The sequence below is a fragment of the Alcaligenes sp. genome (assembly GCF_050255915.1).
Lineage (GTDB): Bacteria > Pseudomonadota > Gammaproteobacteria > Burkholderiales > Burkholderiaceae_B > Alcaligenes > Alcaligenes aquatilis.
The window spans coordinates 86,933-103,358 of sequence record NZ_JBFWIQ010000008.1; the positions used below are offsets into that span (position 1 = coordinate 86,933).

Below are 16,426 nucleotides of genomic sequence, written 5' to 3' on the forward strand. Positions count from 1 at the left end.
AGAGACGCCCCATGTCCTTCGCGATTCCCGGTGAATCCGTGGCCAAGACGGCGGTGCGCCAAAAGGCGCCCGGCATCTTGGCCTGGTTGATTGCTTACCCGCCTTTTGATCAGATGCAGGCCCAGCATGGCGATTACCTGATCGAACATAGCGAGCTACGGTTCTTTTCAGCCGGACAGGTGCTGCTGGAAGAAGGCGCGCGGGTTGATCAGCTTTACATTGTTCGCCAAGGGCAAATTAGCTGCCAGGAGCATGGCGAGACGCACGACTATGTGGAAGGAGATCTTCTGCCCGTGCGTGAGCTGGTCTCGGGACAGGCCCTGGGTAGTGCTTACCAGGTGCAGGAAGACTGCTTTACCTTGTGCGTGTCCGGTGAAGCCGTTGCCCATCTGCTCAGTACGAGCGAACCATTTCGGGATTACTGCCTGCGAGGTACCAGCAGCTTGCTGGCTTCGGTCTGGCGCAGTGCCCAGCAAAGTGCCAGTGCGGATTTGGGTGCCAGCTATACCTTGGACATGAGTCTGCAGGCGATGACAGAACGCGGTTTGCTCAGTTGCTTGCCAGACTGTCCGGTAGAGCAGGCCGTCAAAGACATGCATGAGCGTCAGGTCAGCAGCATAGTGGTCGTTAATCCCGACCAGCATTTGCTGGGCATCTTTACCTTGCGAGATTTGCGTCGCTTGGTGGCGGGCGGCCAGTACGACCCGACTCAGGCCATGTCGCAAGTCATGACACCGGATCCGGTCTGGCTGGTGCCACAGTCTTCGGCCTTTGATGCGGCCTTGCTGATGGTGGAGCACCAAATCGGCCATATTTGCCTGGTTCAAGACCACAAGGTCGTGGGCATGGTGTCCGAGCGTGATGTGTTTTCTTTGCAACGCGTGGATCTGGTGCATTTGTCGCGTGCCTTGCGCTGTGCACAGGACGTGTCGGTGCTGGTGCGCTTGCAGTCGGATATTGGGCGGCTGGTCGATGCCATGCTGGCTCACGGTGCACGATCCGAGCAATTGACGGCTGTCATTACGCGCCTGAATGACCACACGGTTCAGCGCACGATTGAATTGACCTTGCCCGGCTCCGGCTTGGATGAGATCGAGTTTTGCTGGCTGGCTTTTGGTAGCCAGGCCCGTGGTGAGCAAACCCGTCACACGGATCAGGACAACGGGATTGTGTTTGTCGCCAACTCCCCCGAACAGGCTAAGGCCTATCGAGCCTTGCTCTTGCCTTTTGCGCGTCGGGTCAATGAAGCCCTGGATCGCTGCGGGATGGTCTGGTGTACTGGCAATATCATGGCCAGCAATCCTGAGCTGTGCCTGTCTGAGGCCGAGTGGTTGCATCGCTTTCAGATCATGATCGAACGGCCTGCCCCCGAGCAGTTGCTGGAGTCCACGATTTATTTTGATTGCCGTGCCATCTGGGGCCAAAGCAGCGTGTTGCAGCGCATGCAGCGTCGGGTTCTGGGTATGGTGAATGATAATCCTGTGTTCCAGCGCATGCTGGCCCAAAGTACCTGTCAGACCCGTATTCCCAGCGGTAAAAAACGTAGTCGCCTGGAAGCCTTGATGGGGCAGGGCGATGACAAGTTGGATATCAAGAAACAGGCCTTGGCACCGATGGTGGATGTGCTGCGTGTGCTGGCCCTGGCACATGGTTGCGAATTGCCCTCCTCCATGGACAGGCTGGCCGTGCTGACCCAGCGTGGTGTTTTTACGGCCGAGGAGTCAGAAGGCCTGCGTGAGGCCTACCGTTATCTGCAATTGTTGCGCTTGCAGCATCATCAGACCCAGTTGCAGGAGGGGCAGGAACCTGACAATCTGGTGCGCTTGAGTACTTTGGGCGCATTGGATGCGCGTGTCTTGCGTGAGGCCTTGTCCCAAGTGCGTCGTGCCCAACGTATTCTGGCTTTCCGGTATCGCTTATGAAATGGCTCTCCTGGCTACCTTGGCGCAAACCCTCGTTTGCTGCACGCAGCCTCTCCTTGTCCTGGAGCGCAATAGACGAGCAGGCGTTGGATAACGCCGCTTTTACCGTGCTGGATCTGGAGACCAGCGGTTTGGATCCCAAGCGTCACCATATTGTGCAGATCGGTGCGGTACGGTTGGAAAGCGGTTCCATTGCCTTGGGTAATGTCTGGTCCGGTCTGGTTCGGACTCATGGTGAGCGCAGCCCGGAAAGCCTGCTGATTCATGAGATCAGCCCACAGCGACAGGAGCAAGGCGAGCCACTGCCACAGCTCATGCGTGACTTTGCGCGTTATTCAGAGAACACGGTGTGGGTGGCCTGGGACGCCGACTTTGATCTGGCATTTCTGGATCGTGCCTGGCCGCAGGCAGGTCTGGAGCAAGCCCGGCCTTTGATTCTGGACCTGGCCGAGCTGGCTGCTTGTGTACTGCCTGAGTGGCGTGGCCGCCGCCTGGGTCTGGACGATTGTCTGAGATATTGTGGCTTGCCCGTCAGTGACCGCCATGATGCCTTGGGTGATGCCTTGGTCAGTGCGCAGTTGATGCAGCTCTTGATTGGGCGTGCCCGGCAAAAAGGCGTGGTGACCATCGGGCAGGCCCGGCGCCTGATGCAGTCACACAAGCAACGGCAGGCCCACGCGTTTTAAGGGCCGGCCAGCCCGAAGGCAACTCGCATCATGGCTTCGTAGCCGGAATTGAACAGTTGGGCCAGGAATGGGGTGGTTTGCGGGATCACGACCACGAGCAACGTCAGACCGACCGTCAGCGTAATTGGGAAACCAACGGCAAAAATGGTCAGTTGCTGGGCGGTCCGGTTCAAGATTCCGAAGGCCAGGTTAATCGTCAGCAGCACAATAATCAGCGGCAGGGCCAGCAACATGCCTGAGACCCAGAGCTCACTGCTCCAATCCAGCAAGGCACCCCAGCCATTGATGTGCAGGTCGGCTCCGATAGGCAGCACATGGAAGGTGCGAACCAGAACACCGAGCAAGAGCAGGTGACCGTTCAGGGCCAGAAAGGTCAGCACGGCAATCACGTTCAGCAAACGTGACAGCACGGCGGTATTGGCGCCGGTAGCCGGGTCAAAAAATGAGGCAAAAGACAAACCCATTTGCAGACCGATAAACTCGCCTGCCGTTTGCACCGCCGCAAACACGATGCGCATGGTCAACCCTAGCGCAATCCCGATGAAGACTTGTTGAGCTGCAATCAGCAAAGCCTCGTAAGAGGCGGTGGGCAGGTCAGGCAGGGGCGGCAGGGAGGGCGCGATAATCAGGGTCAGGACAAAACCCAGACCCACTTTGGCCCGCTTGGGGATCGCAGATTCGCTGAAAAAGGGAACGGTGGCCAGGGTGGCCAGAATACGGATGAAGGGCCACAAAAAGGCATTAAGCCAGGCATAGAGCTGGGCAGAATTCAGGTCGAGCACGGCAGCAAACCTAGGGCCTGTTGAGTGAACAAGGCCCTGCGCTTGGCCAGTCACACGGTGGTGTACTCACAAAGGGCTCCTTGTCGCGGTGGCCGGTCTTAGTTGACCAGTCCAGGAATGCCTCGCAAGAGGCCCTGCATGTAGTCGACCATATTGTTGATCAGCCAAGGGCCCAGCAGCACAACGGTAATACCCATCGCCAGCAGCTTGGGGATGAAGGACAGTGTCATCTCGTTGATCTGGGTAGCCGCTTGAAAAATACTGATGCCCAAACCGACCACCAGCACCACAATCAACATGGGGCCGGCCATGGACAGGGCCAGTTTCAGGGCGGTATAGGTCATGGACATGACGGTCTCGGGAGTCATGACAGTCCTTTATTGGTAGAAGCTGCGGGCCAGGGAGCCGAGCAGCAGATGCCAGCCATCGGCCAGCACAAACAGCATGAGCTTAAAGGGCAGCGAGATGGTCACCGGCGGGACCATCATCATCCCCAGGGACATCAGGACGCTGGCAATGACCAGGTCAATGATCAGAAAGGGAATGAAAATTGTAAAGCCGATCTGGAAGGCAGTTTTCAGCTCACTGGTCACAAAAGCGGGCACCAGCACGCGCAAGGGCACGTCTTCCGGCGTCTGCAGCTCAGCCACGCCCGCCATATCGCCAAACAGCTTCAAGTCCGCCTCGCGGGTCTGATGCAGCATGAATGTTTTCAGGGGCTGTGCGCCTTGCTCCAGCGCGGTCTCAAAGCTGATCTTGTTTTCCGACAAAGGTTTGTAGGCGTCTTGATAGACCTGATCAAACACCGGCGACATGACAAAGAAGGTCAGAAACAGGGCCAGGCCCACCAGCACGGTGTTAGGTGGTGCTGTACCCGTACCCATCGCATTTCGCAGCAGCCCCAGCACAATGATGACGCGGGTAAAACCGGTCATCATCAGCAAGGCGGCTGGCAGAAAGGACATCATGGTCAGCATGGCCAGTGTCTGGATGCTGAGCGACCAGGTCTGCGAACCGTTCGGGCCAGCTGTGCTGGTAATGGCCGGAATAGCCTGGGCCCAGGTCTGGGACGGCAGGAACAGGCCAATCAAGGCCAGAAGCACGATCAGGCCAGTGCGCTGGGCGGGAGAAAGGTGTGCGGTCATGAGGCGGTCAGCGGGGCGCACGGTGCTGGTCCAGATGGGCCTGGAAGTTCGGTTCGGAGCCAGCAGGGTTCGCGGTGTGCAGCAGGCTGATCTGTTGAGGGGTGATGCCAATCAGAATTTCCTGGCCATCGATCTGCACCAAGGCCACACTGCTGCGTGGCCCCAGGCGTTGATTGTCCAGAATCTTGATACGTTGCTGGTTCTTGTTTTTCAGTAGCCCGCCACGACGGGCAACCCAGGCGGCTGCCAGAATCAGGCCTACAACCAGCAGCAGGCTAAGCATGATTCTGACGAGCTGGGCTTGTTCCATGCTCTAGCGGCGGCCGTTCAGGCGTTGGATACGGTCCGATGGGGTCACGATGTCGGTGACGCGAATACCGTATTTATCGTCCACCACGACCACTTCGCCTTGAGCAATCAGGTAGCCGTTCACGTAAATATCCAGCGGCTCACCGGCCAGGCCGTCCAGTTCCACCACCGAGCCCTGGCCCAGTTGCAGAATGTTCTTGATGGTCAGACGTGTGCGGCCCAGTTCCACCGACAACTGGACTGGAATGTCCATGATCATGTCGATATCGGTGGTGGCATTGGTCTGGGCGTGCTCTATGGGCGGGAACAGATTGCTGGCTGGGCTGGGCTCGTCGTGCACAGGAGCGGCGGCGCTTTGCTCGGCCAGGGCCGAGGCCCAGTCATCCTGCAGGGGCTGTTCCAATCCTTGGGCTTGGGTGCTGCTTTGGCTGCCAGCCTGTTGCTCAGCCATCGCGGCTGCCCAGTCGTCCTCGGGCGCAGACCGGTCGTTAGGGTTGTGAGGGTCGCTCATAGGGACTTACCTTTAGTCAAATCGCTGTCGTGGGTGGCCAAGATGTTTTCTACCCGCAAGGAGTAGCGGCCGCCGGAGGTGCCATACTGGCATTCCAGAATCGGTACACCATCCACGTGGGCTTCAATAAGGGTGGGGATTTCAATCGGCAACACATCATTGACCTTGAGCTGAGTCAGTTCGGCAATGGTCATGTCTATGTTGACGAAGTTGGCAATCAGTTCGACCTCGGCGCTGCGCACCTGGCGCGAGAGCTGGTGAGTCCAGCGCTGGTCAATGTCGTTGGTGCCTTTGTCTTGCAAGGGGCGCGTCAGAAGGTCGCGCACCGGCTCGATCATGGAGTAGGGCAGGCAGATGTTCAGATTGCCGCCTTGGGCACCAAATTCAATATTGAACGAGGTCACCACCACGATGTCGTTGCTGCTGCTGATGCTGGCAAACTTGGTGTGCATCTCTGAGCGCATGTACTCCGCTTCCAGCGGGTAGATGGACTCCCAGGCACCACAGTAGCTCTCCAGGGTCAGGGTCAGTAAACGCTGGATGATGCGCTGCTCGGTGGTGGTGAAGTCGCGGCCCTCGACACGGGTGTTGTAGCGGCCATGGCCACCAAACAGGCTGTCGATAATCAAAAAGACCAGGTTCGGGTCGAAGGTAAACAGCGACACGCCGCGCAAGGGCTTTAAGGACACCATGTTCAGATTGCTGGGCACGGGCAGGTTGCGCTCGAAGTCCGAGTACTTCTGAATACGAATGGAGCCGACGGTAATGTCCGCGTTGCGGCGCATGAAGCTGAGCATGGTCGAGCGCAAGCGACGGGCAAAACGCTCGTTGATCAGCTCCAGGGTCTGCATGCGGTGACGCACTACCCGGTCTGGCGAAGTCAGGTCATAGGCCCGTACGCCAGTCAGGTTTTCATTTAAGGGCTTGGTGTCAGCGCCTTCGCCGGTAACACCGGCCAGCAGTGCATCGACTTCGTCTTGGGATAGGAAGCTCTGATACGACATTTATTGGATGACAAAGGCGGTGAACAGGACATCATTGATGGTCGGTACAGCGGTATTGAGCGCGTAGGGCTCTTTCAGGCCGGCGCTAAGCTGTGCAACCAAGGCTTGACGCCCTTCGGAAGTCTGGATGTAGGTGGGGCGCTGTTCAGCCAGAATCTTGAGTACGCGGTCACGCACCATCGGCATGTACTCCACCAGCATGGCACGCGAGCCATCGTCCTGGACACGCAAGGTAATGCCTACGTACAGGATGCGCGAGCGACCATTCTCGTTCAGGGTGACGGTAAAGGGATCCAGGGGCGCAAAGATGGGCTTGACGTTGACTTTGACCTCCGGGGGGGCATCAGGCGCAGTTGCGGCTTCAACCGACTGGCCTTTTTCTGCCCAGGCCAACCAGGCAGGCGTGCTGCTTTGTTGCAGGGAGTAGTACAGCGTTGCGCCCACGCTAGCGGCGATAATAAACAGAACCAGCAGACCGGTTTTCATCAGGCGTGCAAGTTTGGTGGGTGCTTTTCGGGCCATGTGATGTGAGCGTTGAATTTTCTAGCGTATGACAAACAGACAAACGCATGTCTGGCCTGAGCCTGACTGCATGCCTGAGCTATTGTGCCGGAGGTCAGACAGGACAGGCCCGGCGAATAGACGCTGCTTTTCGAGCTTAATCATGCTTTTTGCCGGGCTGTCTGTGAGGCTGTGAGTCAGGCGAAGGTATCAACCAGCGCGTCAGGATTGAGCGAGCGGGTAGTGCTGCTGTTCACCAAGGAGCCGGTCTCGTCAGGCAAAGCCATCCCGTCCAGGCTGAAGCGGGGTTGATCGCCCTGATTGCCCTTGGCCGCCAATTGCTCGTGAAAAGCTTGGTGCGAGGCGTGCTGGTCACCTACATCAGCCTGTCCCAGGCTCAGGCCACTGTCTGCAAACTGTTGTTGCAGTTGTTGCAAGGACTGTTCCAGGGTGTGGCGGACTTGGGCGTGGGGCGAGGTAATCATGGCGTGTGCCACGCCATCTTGCATCTGCAAGGTAATGCGCAAGGGGCCCAGTTCGGGTGGATCCAGGCGGATATCAGCACTTTGAACGCCCCCCTGAGCCTGTTGGGCCAAAGTGATCATTTGACGGCCCATGGCGGCTCCCCATTCGGGGGAGTGAACCGGCGTGGCAACGGCCAGCGTCATGGGACTGGGCAAAGTCGCTGGGCTGTGGGTCTGGGTAGCGCCCGGTGTGGCGGTCAGTTGGGCCAGCAAGGACGCATCTAGCGCCGGCAGGTTCAGGTTCACGCCAGCACGTGCATCTTCAGCAATTTGTCGACCAAAGGCCGCCAGGCTGGCCGATGCTTCATCCATCAACTGAGTCTGGGACCAGACCGCCGTGGTGGAGATGTCGGCGCTAGGCGGCTTGTGATTGAGCACTTGCGTGGCATGGATGGCAGGTTTGCGGGCAGCTATGGCAGCGACTGGATTGCTGATTTCCACGGTTTTGGGCGTAGTCAGTTCAGCCTTCAGGTCAACATCGGTTCGCACCTCAGCCGCGCTCAAGGGGAGCGTCTGAGGCTGTCGGCGGATGTTGTCATTCAAGTCGGTCGCCAGAATCTGGCGTGTATCAGCCCCTTTCAGAGGCAGTTTGCTATCGGTTTGTGCCGCGTTGAGATCGGCCTTGCCATTTTTGATGGCCTGCACTTGAGACAGAATCGACAAGGCCATGGCGGGTAGGCCACTATTGGCCTGAGCCTCGGTGTCCAGGTTCAAATCGCTTTGATCGGCAAGCAGCAGGGCAGGGTCCTTGATCAGGGTGTCCAGCTCGCTGGTGTCGGCTTGTTCGGCTACCGCGTCTGCCAGTTTGGGATTGTCTGTAGGAACCTGGGTTTTGGCGCTGTCCTGTTTGGCAGGTGCCGGTGTTTTGCCAGCTCCTTTGTTTTGCACCTGTTGCTGTTGCGTGTGCAAGTGCCGGGCAAAACCTTCGTCTTTGGGCGCATGCGCAGCCGCAGGCCCGGCCGTGTGAGTGGCGGGGGCCGAGGGTGCGGCAGGGGCCGCAGGTAAAACCGAAAGAGAGGGCGAAGTCATGGCGGCGCTTGTTTAATAGGCGGTCTGGCTACGGGTAAAGAGACGAGCAGCGATTTCATCGCTGTTTCGTTGTTCCATTCTTTGTTGCTGGACTTGTTGAGTCTGGAGCCGGCGGTCGATCAAGGTTTCATAGGCCTTCAAGCGTTGCAGGTGGCCATACCAGAGCTGGCGTCCCTGCTCCATTTTCTCTTCCAGCGCTTGGATAACACTATTTTGCTGGGAAATGGCTTGGTCCAATGTCACGATAAAGCGGCGGAAATTGTGGTAATTCGCCATGGTTACCCCGGTTTGACCCACATTCAGCAGGCGCTGGGCGTAGTCCTGGCGATAGGTTTGCAACATGTCCAGCTGCGAATGGGCGGCATCGCGCTCCGTGCGCAGCTCTTGCAAATGGCGGGCCGCATCGTCCACATTGTTCTGACTGAGATCGACCAGCGTTTGTAAAGAGGCATTGGCTTTCATGGCTATTGCTCGCTATTTAAAACGGCGTTCAATTCATCAAAGGCGCGTGGCACGTCCACACGTTGTTGCATACCCTGGCACAGATAGGCTTGCAGCCAGGGGAAACGGTCAATGGCCTGATCAATGGCGGGATCATTGCCACGGGTATAGGCGCCAACGGCAATCAGGTCGCGGTTACGCTGATAGCTGGAGAGCAGGCTCTTGAAGCGATGCACCATCTTGATCTGCTCCGGATCCACAATGCTGGGCATGACCCGCGAGATGGAGGCTTCGATATCAATGGCTGGGTAATGGCCGGTTTCCGCCAGACTGCGCGACAGCACAATGTGGCCGTCCAGAATCGCGCGGGCCGAATCGGCAATGGGGTCTTGCTGGTCATCACCCTCGGTCAGCACGGTGTAGAACGCGGTGATCGAGCCGCAACGACCTTGTGCATTGGGCTCGCCATTGCCGGCGCGCTCCACCAGGGCAGGCAGCTTGGCAAACACAGAGGGAGGGTAGCCCTTGGTGGCGGGAGGCTCGCCAATGGCCAGCGCGATTTCACGCTGGGCCATGGCATAACGGGTTAGCGAATCCATGATCAGCAAGACGTTTTTGCCTTCATCACGGAAAAACTCGGCCAGACGGGTGGCGTATACCGCCCCTTGCAAACGCAGCAAGGGTGAGACGTCAGCAGGTGCTGCGACCACGACCGAGCGCCGCAGACCCTCTTCACCCAGGTTGTGTTCAATAAACTCTTTAACTTCGCGGCCCCGCTCGCCGATCAGGCCCACGACAATGATGTCGGCCTGGGTGTAGCGGGCCATCATGCCCAGGAGCACACTCTTGCCGACGCCGGAGCCAGCAAACAGGCCCATGCGCTGACCACGGCCCACCGTCAGCAAACCATTGATGGCACGCACGCCCACGTCCAGCACGGTGTCGATGGGACTGCGCTTGAGCGGATTGGGGGTGGTGTGGCTGAGTGAGACGCAGGCTTGTGCGTCGATCGGGCCCAGACCGTCCAGCGGATTGCCACTGCCATCGACGACTCGGCCTAACAAGCCGGGCCCAACCGGGACATGGCGGGAGCGCGCCTGAGCAGGCAGGCTGTCGGGCTGATCGGAGTCGGGTAGTGGCACGGGTGGCTGCAATTGCGCCTCAACCGGTACTACGCGGGCGCCGGGAGGCAGGCCGGAGATTTCACTTAAGGGCATCAAATAGAGGGATCTGCCCTCAAAGCCCACGACTTCGGCTTCGGCCCAGATGTTTTGCGCAGCCGACAGCTCCACTTTGCAGGCAGCCCCTACTGCCAGCTTCAAACCGGTGGCTTCCAATACCAGACCCGTGGCGCGGACCACGCGGCCACTGCGCAGGTTCGGCTCAATGGCCTGAACCCGCTGCTGTGCGGACAGCAACTGGGCGCGCCAGCGTTCGGGGGAGGAGGCCAATAGGGGCGTTGCCATTCAAGGCTCCGAGGCCACGGGCAAGCCCAGGCTGGCCAGGGCTCGTTTCCAGCGGGTGGCAAAGGTGGCGTCAATATCGCCATAGCTGGAGCGCACACGGCATTCGCCGCGTTGTAGCTGGGGATCTTCTTGCAGACGCCAGGCGCGGGGCTCGCCTTGCTCGATCAGAAATTCACGCACCAGGCTGATGTCGTCCGGGTGCAAGGTCAGCTCCAGGGCGCTGGTATCGCCCGGATCGCTGCGCAGCACCTCAGCCACCAGATCGCGAATGCGGCTGGGTTCGGTCTTGATGGTGCTTTGCAACACATGCTCGGCAATGCGCGTGGCCAGCTCAATCAGGGACTGGCCCATTTCCTGATCCATCAGTTCGATGGACTGGGCGCAGTTCTGATTCAGAGCAACAAATTCCTTGATGTACTGGTCGATCTGTTCCTGGGCCTTGGCCATGCCAGCCGCCAGTCCCGCTTCATAGCCCTGTGCGTGACCGCTTTCCTGGCCTGCTGCCAGACCAGCGGCATGCCCCTGGTTGAAGCCAGCCTGATAGCCTTGGGCATGACCTTCTTCCTGGGCCTGGCTGCGCTGGTTTTCCAGATCGCGTTGCAGTTCTTCCTGCGTAGGCGGGACGAATTCCGATTCTTCCGGTTCCGGGGCGACAACAGGATCATCCAGCCCCTGCATTTGCCAGCGGCTCCAGCTTTCCTGAAGGTCCGAATAGGCCGAGGCTTTACGGTGGCTGGACATTTACAGGCTCCCGCGCAGGTGGTTTGTGCCTGGACACAGGACCGTACGGGTTTGGGCGTGTAAGCACTGCCCAAACGGGGCCGTCTTAGACATACTCGTCCCCACTTAGGCCACCCAGCGTAATCTGGCCAGCTTCGGCCAGACGACGGGCCACCTGCACAATGGCTTTTTGCTCTTGCTCCACCTTGGACATGCGGATCGGGCCTTGGGCGTCGATGTCTTCGCGCAGCATTTCGGCGGCACGGTTGGACATATTGCGGAAGAACTTGTCGCGCAACTCCTCGGGCGCACCTTTCAGGGCAATGGTCAATGCAGAGGTTTCGATTTCCTTGAGCAACAACTGGATGGCAATGTCTTCCACATCGGCCAGGTTCTCGAATACGAACATCTCGTCCACGATGCGCTGGGTCAGATCCGCGTCCATGCTGCGCAAGCTGGTCAGCACGGACTCTTCCAGGTTGGCGTTCATGTAGTTCAGCATCTCCGCTGCTGTGCGCGGGCCACCCATCTTGCTGCGTTTGGCGCCCTGACCCGACAGCATGCCGTTCAGCACTTCGGTCAGCTCGTTCAGGGCAGTGGGCTGTACGCCACCAAACGTGGCAATACGCAGGACCACATCATCGCGCAAACGATCCGGAATGTAGCCCAGAATGTCGGCAGCGCGATCACGCTCCAGATGCACCAGAATCGTGGCAATAATTTGGGGGTGTTCGTCGGCAATCAGCTCGGCCACGCTGGACGCATCCAGCCAGTTCAGGGCATCAATACCACTGCTGCTGCCTTCGCCGTTCTCCAGCAAGTCCTCGATCAGACCTGCGGCTCGGTCCGAGCCCAGAGCCTTGTTCAGTACGGAGCGGATGTAGGCATTGGAGTCCAGCGCCACCGCCATGAACTGGTCGGCTTCCTGGCGAAAGCTCTCCAGAGCATCGTCCATATCGGCACGGGTCAGTTGCTTTAAGGACGCCATGGCGGTACTGAGCTGCTGTACCTCACGAGGCGAGAGGTGGCGAAACACCTCGGCGGCGGCATCTTCCCCCAAGGACATCATCAAAATCGCACTGCGTTCGATGGAATCGTCCGGTTTAGCCGTTTTCATTTTTTTCATCTTTGTTTAACCAGGAGCGCAACACCATAGCCACAGCGCGTGGATCATCGTGAGCCATCGTGCGGGCGGTGTTCAGATTCTCTTCGTAGCGGCTCATCTCAGCGGCACGTTGTTCGGCGGCCTGCTCGCGAGCGGATTCCTCTTTCTGGCGTTCGACGCGCGCGTCAGCGACCGCCTTGGCCTGGATCAGGCCCTGGATGATGGGGTTGATGACGATGCGCCACGCCATGAACAAAATGAATGCAAAGACTAGATATTTGACCAGTTCCATGGCGAGCTCGCGGTACTCCGGATTTTTCCAGAAGGGGGTATCAATATCGCCTTGCTCGTTGAACTGTCCGTTCACCACGCTCAGGCTATCGCCTCGTTCAGCCGAATAACCAACGGCTTGCTTGACCAGATCGCTGATCTTGTCCAGTTCTGCCTGATCCAGCGGCTGCTTGTCCTTGTCCGTATCGCGGTAGTTCACCACCACGGCCACCGACAGGCGGTTTAATTGGCCCAAGGGACCTTTGACGTGGCTGATGGTGCGATCCACTTCGTAGTTCACGGTGGAGTCGTTACGCGCATTGCCGGTGTTTTGCAGCAAGCGGGCTTGCTCGGCCAGGGATACCAGCGACGGGTCTGTACCGGCAGCCGTCGCGTTCGCGGCATTGACCGTTTGTGTTGCCGCATTGGCCGGGTCGGCCGCAGGAGCCTGGGGCTGATTGGGCGCGGCAGGCGGGTTCACCAGATTGGCGACGGCATTATTGGGGGCCTGATTGCTCAAAGCGCCGGGTACGCCCTGAGGCTGTTGCGGATTGCGCTGCAGGGACGAACTGGTCTGCTGGCTACGCACTGCGGCCTGGCCGGGCAGCTGGTTGGGTTTGTAGACCTCGGAGGTGTGTTCGCGGCGCGAGAAGTCCACTTCGGCGGTAACTTGCGCACGGACGTTGCCGGCACCGACCAGGGGGTTCAGCAAGGTCAGAATACGTTGGACGGCGCGGTATTCAATATCGTTTACAAAATTGCGTTGCTGATTATCAGCGCCCATCTCACCGGTGGGCGCTGTCAGCAAGCGGCCATTCTGGTCAATGATGGAAACCTTGTCGGCCTGCAGATTGGGTACGCTGGAAGAGATCAGCCAACTGATGGCGGAAACCTGGCCCTCGCTCAGGTCACGGCCTGGGTACAGCGACAGCACGACAGAGGCGGTGGGAGACTGACGATCGCGCACAAACAAGGTTTCACGTGGCATGGCCAGGTGAACACGCGCTTCCTTGACGGCATGCACGGCCTTGATGGAGTTAGCCAGTTCGCCTTCCAGGGCCCGCTGATACGTCACTTGTTCGGTGAACTGGCTGGCGCCAAAACGGCTTTGATCGAGCAGCTCGAAACCGGCATTGCCGCTGCGTGGCAGACCTTGTGAGGCCATTTGCATACGCACATCGTGCACACGATCCTGTGGCACCAAAATGGCGGTGCCGTTGCTGTTGAATTGGTAAGGCACGTTCATCTGGCCCAGGGCCGAGACAATCGCACCGCCATCGCGGTCGTCCAGGTTGGAGAACAGAACCTGGTAAGCAGGCCCACGGCTCCACAGCAAGAGGGCGACAATCAGAGCAATCAGTGCGGCACCCAGCCCGATCAGCACCACTTTGGGTAGGGTGCGTAGCGTGTCGTAGCCAGGGAGTTTGTTCAGCAACTGTGCGGTCTGACTCATGGATGACCTTGGTGAGGCAGAGGCAGGGTTCTGCATGGAATCAGGGGAGTTCAAATCAGGGCGTGCTCAGGCAGCATTAAGGAAAGGGCGGCGGGTACGAAAGAGTCAGGCACTTATACCGGCATACTGGCAATTTCTTGGTAGGCAGCCACTAAGCGGTTGCGTAACTGAACGGTGGCCTGAAAACCGACGCTGGCTTTTTGCAGGTCTATCATCACGTCATTCAAAGAAACTCCGGGCTCGCCCATTTCAAAGGCCTGGGCCTGGGCGCTGGCTTCATTTTGTGCCTGGGACACCCGGTTCAAAGAGCGTGCCAGCTCGGCGGCAAAGCCACCGGGGGCGGCGCTGCTGGCCGAGGAGGACACAGAACTGGAAGCCCCGGCCGCTTGCGCGACTGCGCGCATCTGGGCCAAAAGGTTTTCAATGCTGGAAAGATTGGAAATCGACATATTCGCTTGCCAGAAAGTCAGGATAGGCCACGCGCACAGGTGTGGGCAGCTTGCCGTGCTTAATGTAACGGGTAGAAGGCCAGGCTAAGCAGGGTATCTAAGCCCAAAAACAGGGGCTTTTCAGCCCTTATAAACAAGGGCATCAAGGTTTGGATGCGTCGTGCAAGGCCTGCAAGGCTTGTGTAGCCTGGGGATGGCCCTGTTCCAGGGCGTAGAGCCAGGCCAGCAATTCGGCCACGGCTTGATAGAGCTGAGGGGGAATGTGGCGGTCCAGATCCACCTGCATCAGCAGACCGACCAGCTCGGGGGACTCGTGTACATACAGATTGTGCTCGCGCGCGGTTTCGATGATTTTCTCGGCCAGCGTGCCATAGCCTTTTGCCACCACCCGTGGTGCGCCGTCCTGAGGATCGTAGCGCAAGGCCAGCGCCTGTGGGCGAGGGGTCGGGACATCATGGCTCATCGGGTACGTCCTGCGGCAGGTTCGGGTCGGCTTCAATTTGCAGTTGACTCAGGAACAGGCCCTGGTCTTGCAAGCGCTCGCGCAAGGGCAGGCTGTTTTCGTCCAGATAATCTGCACACTGATCGGCCTGGATATGAACCAGCAATTGCTGATTCAGGAGATTGAGCCGCAAGGTGATTGCCCCCAGGGTGGGCAGATTCAGTTGCAAGGTGCTGGACCAGTGCTCAGTTTCTTCCTCTGATTGGGCTTGGTGTCGTTGCACGGCCCAGTTCATGTCGGCATCCGGCCAGGCTTGACCCTGCCATTGCAGATTCTGGTGGGCCAGCGTGTCCAGTTGCTGCCGCACCAGTAGGCTATTGGCTGGGTCCTGAGTATTCGTCTGGGCTTGAGTCGTGTGGTTTGTGCCCGTGTTGGCTTCAGCCACGGGACGATTCAGGTTTTGTGGCTCTTGCTGCAGTTGTCCTACGTTGCGTTGTCCAAAGTGCAGATCACTTAGGTGGGACTCGTAAAACAGCCCGCTCTGTTGCAGGGCTTGCGGCAAGGCTTGGGTGAAATGCTGGGCCAGTGCGGCGGTGCTGCCGGTGGGCAGTGCGCTATGCGCTGCGGCGCCTGTGGCCGGTGTTCCGGTGCCGGGCATGCCTGTGGGTGGCGCTGTTCCAGTGGCACTGGTGCCTGCTGTGCTTGCGCTGGCAGAGCTTGCGTTGGCGCCACCTGTTGCGGCGCTGCCGGGCAAGGGCAGTCTTTGTTGGGCCAGGGTCGCGATGGTACTGGCGGTGTTCTGGGTGGAGCCTGCACGTGCTCCTGCCTGGGAGTCAGCGCCGGGGCGCGCGGATTCATTCCCGTCTGTTTGCACGCCGGGGCGACCGGGTAATAAGGCGTGTCGTCCCTGGATGGCCGGGGCACGGTCCGGGAAGCGCTCCAGCAAGGACAGAATCAATTGGGCCGTGCGCCCCAAAGTTGTGGGGGCCGAGCTGGTGGTGGCCGTGTTAGGGCCACGCGCATTGACGCTGGGATCTGTCGAGGTTTGACCCTGTTGAGTGCGCAGATTCCGGCTGTCGCGGCCTTGTGTGTGGGCGCGGGCTTGATCGACACTTTGGCGTTGATCGCGAGCGGTTTGGTTCTCAACGCGCTCGGGGCGTTGGCTGCCCGGTGTTTGGCTGATCGCATCTGGGCGGGCGCCCGTGGCAATATTGCTTTGCTGTCCGGTGCTGATACCCAAAACGGCATCGAGCCGTTGAATAAGCAGCGTCCCCAAAGGGGAGGGGCCGCCTACGCTCATGGAAGGACGCTAGGCGTGTAATACGCTTGCAAAACGGTCTGCTGGCGCTTCATATTGTCCAGCAACGCACCCAGGCGGCCCAGTTCAGGGGTGGCCAGATGGCGGATCTGGGCATCGTCTTCCAGAATTTGGGTCAGCAACTGACGGCGTGCCTGCTTCTCAGTGATAGACAGGTCTTCCATGTTCTTGAGCTTTTCCACGGCGAGCTGGTAGCGTTCGGACTGCTCAAACACATCCTCCCAGCGTGCCATTTGGGCAAGCTCCAGCATGTGACGGGTGATGCTGGCGATAATTTGATATTGATCGACGATCGGGTTAGAGGTATCGCTCATGTTCGTACCAGGCGCTAAAGGCGCAAAGGAGGTTG

Annotated in this window: 19 protein-coding genes; 2 read left to right on the top strand and 17 right to left on the bottom strand. The window is 59.0% G+C overall.

The genetic code is table 11. From position 1 onward, the window contains the following. Positions 1 to 11: 11 nt before the first annotated feature. Both AB7E06_RS11790 and AB7E06_RS11795 read left to right on the top strand, forming a co-directional pair. Positions 12 to 1,922 (top strand): DUF294 nucleotidyltransferase-like domain-containing protein, encoded by a 1,911-nt coding sequence (locus tag AB7E06_RS11790; RefSeq protein WP_094196120.1) that lies wholly within the window; start codon positions 12 to 14, stop codon positions 1,920 to 1,922. Beyond that, positions 1,919 to 2,608: a 3'-5' exonuclease gene (locus tag AB7E06_RS11795; RefSeq protein ID WP_108727146.1), complete on the top strand. Its 690-nt coding sequence runs from the start codon at positions 1,919 to 1,921 to the stop codon at positions 2,606 to 2,608. The genes AB7E06_RS11790 and AB7E06_RS11795 overlap by 4 nt, the downstream gene beginning before the upstream one ends. Here AB7E06_RS11795 and fliR read toward each other — a convergent pair. The 17 genes from fliR to AB7E06_RS11880 all read right to left on the bottom strand — a co-directional run bounded on the left by fliR (position 2,605) and on the right by AB7E06_RS11880 (position 16,391). Beyond that, entirely contained in the window at positions 2,605 to 3,390 is a 786-nt protein-coding gene (gene fliR / locus AB7E06_RS11800; RefSeq protein WP_094196122.1) for a flagellar biosynthetic protein FliR, read from the bottom strand. The two genes, AB7E06_RS11795 and fliR, sit on opposite strands and share 4 nt — an antisense overlap. 98 nt (positions 3,391 to 3,488) lie before the next feature. After that, the gene (fliQ, locus tag AB7E06_RS11805; RefSeq protein ID WP_003804652.1) at positions 3,489 to 3,758 is read right to left on the bottom strand and encodes a flagellar biosynthesis protein FliQ; all 270 of its coding nucleotides are present in this window, start codon (positions 3,756 to 3,758) and stop codon (positions 3,489 to 3,491) included. A gap of 9 nt (positions 3,759 to 3,767) precedes the next feature. Then, positions 3,768 to 4,535 (bottom strand): flagellar type III secretion system pore protein FliP, encoded by a 768-nt coding sequence (gene fliP / locus AB7E06_RS11810; RefSeq protein WP_107685427.1) that lies wholly within the window; start codon positions 4,533 to 4,535, stop codon positions 3,768 to 3,770. A gap of 7 nt (positions 4,536 to 4,542) precedes the next feature. Next, positions 4,543 to 4,818 (bottom strand): flagellar biosynthetic protein FliO, encoded by a 276-nt coding sequence (gene fliO, locus AB7E06_RS11815; RefSeq protein ID WP_094196124.1) that lies wholly within the window; start codon positions 4,816 to 4,818, stop codon positions 4,543 to 4,545. 30 nt (positions 4,819 to 4,848) lie between these two features. Further along, positions 4,849 to 5,355: a flagellar motor switch protein FliN gene (fliN, locus tag AB7E06_RS11820; RefSeq protein ID WP_094196125.1), complete on the bottom strand. Its 507-nt coding sequence runs from the start codon at positions 5,353 to 5,355 to the stop codon at positions 4,849 to 4,851. Beyond that, the gene (fliM, locus tag AB7E06_RS11825; protein WP_094196126.1) at positions 5,352 to 6,359 is read right to left on the bottom strand and encodes a flagellar motor switch protein FliM; all 1,008 of its coding nucleotides are present in this window, start codon (positions 6,357 to 6,359) and stop codon (positions 5,352 to 5,354) included. Before fliM ends, fliN begins: the two co-directional genes overlap by 4 nt. Then, positions 6,360 to 6,845 carry a flagellar basal body-associated FliL family protein gene (locus AB7E06_RS11830; protein ID WP_376913825.1) on the bottom strand — a complete coding sequence of 162 codons (486 nt, stop codon included), beginning with the start codon at positions 6,843 to 6,845 and terminating at the stop codon, positions 6,360 to 6,362. 212 nt (positions 6,846 to 7,057) lie between these two features. Beyond that, a complete protein-coding gene (locus AB7E06_RS11835) occupies positions 7,058 to 8,413 on the bottom strand; it encodes a flagellar hook-length control protein FliK (RefSeq protein ID WP_427957105.1) in 1,356 nt (451 codons plus the stop codon). Positions 8,414 to 8,425: 12 nt separating this feature from the next. After that, positions 8,426 to 8,875, bottom strand: a complete 450-nt coding sequence (gene fliJ / locus AB7E06_RS11840; protein ID WP_108727147.1) for a flagellar export protein FliJ — start codon at positions 8,873 to 8,875, stop codon at positions 8,426 to 8,428. A gap of 2 nt (positions 8,876 to 8,877) precedes the next feature. Next, positions 8,878 to 10,320 carry a flagellar protein export ATPase FliI gene (fliI, locus tag AB7E06_RS11845; protein ID WP_094196129.1) on the bottom strand — a complete coding sequence of 481 codons (1,443 nt, stop codon included), beginning with the start codon at positions 10,318 to 10,320 and terminating at the stop codon, positions 8,878 to 8,880. After that, positions 10,321 to 11,061 carry a flagellar assembly protein FliH gene (gene fliH / locus AB7E06_RS11850; RefSeq protein WP_094196130.1) on the bottom strand — a complete coding sequence of 247 codons (741 nt, stop codon included), beginning with the start codon at positions 11,059 to 11,061 and terminating at the stop codon, positions 10,321 to 10,323. It abuts the gene before it with no gap. Between the two features lie 85 nt (positions 11,062 to 11,146). Continuing rightward, positions 11,147 to 12,157: a flagellar motor switch protein FliG gene (fliG, locus tag AB7E06_RS11855; RefSeq protein WP_094196131.1), complete on the bottom strand. Its 1,011-nt coding sequence runs from the start codon at positions 12,155 to 12,157 to the stop codon at positions 11,147 to 11,149. Further along, a complete protein-coding gene (fliF, locus tag AB7E06_RS11860; RefSeq protein WP_125277758.1) occupies positions 12,144 to 13,868 on the bottom strand; it encodes a flagellar basal-body MS-ring/collar protein FliF in 1,725 nt (574 codons plus the stop codon). The genes fliG and fliF overlap by 14 nt, the downstream gene beginning before the upstream one ends. 113 nt (positions 13,869 to 13,981) lie before the next feature. Then, positions 13,982 to 14,317: a flagellar hook-basal body complex protein FliE gene (fliE, locus tag AB7E06_RS11865; RefSeq protein WP_094196133.1), complete on the bottom strand. Its 336-nt coding sequence runs from the start codon at positions 14,315 to 14,317 to the stop codon at positions 13,982 to 13,984. A gap of 142 nt (positions 14,318 to 14,459) precedes the next feature. Continuing rightward, positions 14,460 to 14,780 (bottom strand): EscU/YscU/HrcU family type III secretion system export apparatus switch protein, encoded by a 321-nt coding sequence (locus AB7E06_RS11870; protein ID WP_108727150.1) that lies wholly within the window; start codon positions 14,778 to 14,780, stop codon positions 14,460 to 14,462. After that, a complete protein-coding gene (locus AB7E06_RS11875; protein WP_346548802.1) occupies positions 14,770 to 16,059 on the bottom strand; it encodes a flagellar hook-length control protein FliK in 1,290 nt (429 codons plus the stop codon). The genes AB7E06_RS11870 and AB7E06_RS11875 overlap by 11 nt, the downstream gene beginning before the upstream one ends. After that, positions 16,056 to 16,391, bottom strand: a complete 336-nt coding sequence (locus AB7E06_RS11880; protein ID WP_427957109.1) for a flagellar protein FliT — start codon at positions 16,389 to 16,391, stop codon at positions 16,056 to 16,058. Before AB7E06_RS11880 ends, AB7E06_RS11875 begins: the two co-directional genes overlap by 4 nt. Positions 16,392 to 16,426: the final 35 nt, after the last annotated feature.

Coding starts and splice junctions, on each gene's coding strand:
- AB7E06_RS11790 (WP_094196120.1), top strand. CDS start 12: ATGTCCTTCGCGATTCCCGGTGAATCCGTGGCCAAGACGGCGGTGCGC.
- AB7E06_RS11795 (WP_108727146.1), top strand. CDS start 1,919: ATGAAATGGCTCTCCTGGCTACCTTGGCGCAAACCCTCGTTTGCTGCA.
- fliQ (WP_003804652.1), bottom strand. CDS start 3,758: ATGACTCCCGAGACCGTCATGTCCATGACCTATACCGCCCTGAAACTG.
- fliP (WP_107685427.1), bottom strand. CDS start 4,535: ATGACCGCACACCTTTCTCCCGCCCAGCGCACTGGCCTGATCGTGCTT.
- fliO (WP_094196124.1), bottom strand. CDS start 4,818: ATGCTTAGCCTGCTGCTGGTTGTAGGCCTGATTCTGGCAGCCGCCTGG.
- fliN (WP_094196125.1), bottom strand. CDS start 5,355: ATGAGCGACCCTCACAACCCTAACGACCGGTCTGCGCCCGAGGACGAC.
- fliM (WP_094196126.1), bottom strand. CDS start 6,359: ATGTCGTATCAGAGCTTCCTATCCCAAGACGAAGTCGATGCACTGCTG.
- AB7E06_RS11830 (WP_376913825.1), bottom strand. CDS start 6,845: ATGAAAACCGGTCTGCTGGTTCTGTTTATTATCGCCGCTAGCGTGGGC.
- AB7E06_RS11835 (WP_427957105.1), bottom strand. CDS start 8,413: ATGACTTCGCCCTCTCTTTCGGTTTTACCTGCGGCCCCTGCCGCACCC.
- fliJ (WP_108727147.1), bottom strand. CDS start 8,875: ATGAAAGCCAATGCCTCTTTACAAACGCTGGTCGATCTCAGTCAGAAC.
- fliI (WP_094196129.1), bottom strand. CDS start 10,320: ATGGCAACGCCCCTATTGGCCTCCTCCCCCGAACGCTGGCGCGCCCAG.
- fliH (WP_094196130.1), bottom strand. CDS start 11,061: ATGTCCAGCCACCGTAAAGCCTCGGCCTATTCGGACCTTCAGGAAAGC.
- fliG (WP_094196131.1), bottom strand. CDS start 12,157: ATGAAAACGGCTAAACCGGACGATTCCATCGAACGCAGTGCGATTTTG.
- fliF (WP_125277758.1), bottom strand. CDS start 13,868: ATGAGTCAGACCGCACAGTTGCTGAACAAACTCCCTGGCTACGACACG.
- fliE (WP_094196133.1), bottom strand. CDS start 14,317: ATGTCGATTTCCAATCTTTCCAGCATTGAAAACCTTTTGGCCCAGATG.
- AB7E06_RS11870 (WP_108727150.1), bottom strand. CDS start 14,780: ATGAGCCATGATGTCCCGACCCCTCGCCCACAGGCGCTGGCCTTGCGC.
- AB7E06_RS11875 (WP_346548802.1), bottom strand. CDS start 16,059: ATGAGCGTAGGCGGCCCCTCCCCTTTGGGGACGCTGCTTATTCAACGG.
- AB7E06_RS11880 (WP_427957109.1), bottom strand. CDS start 16,391: ATGAGCGATACCTCTAACCCGATCGTCGATCAATATCAAATTATCGCC.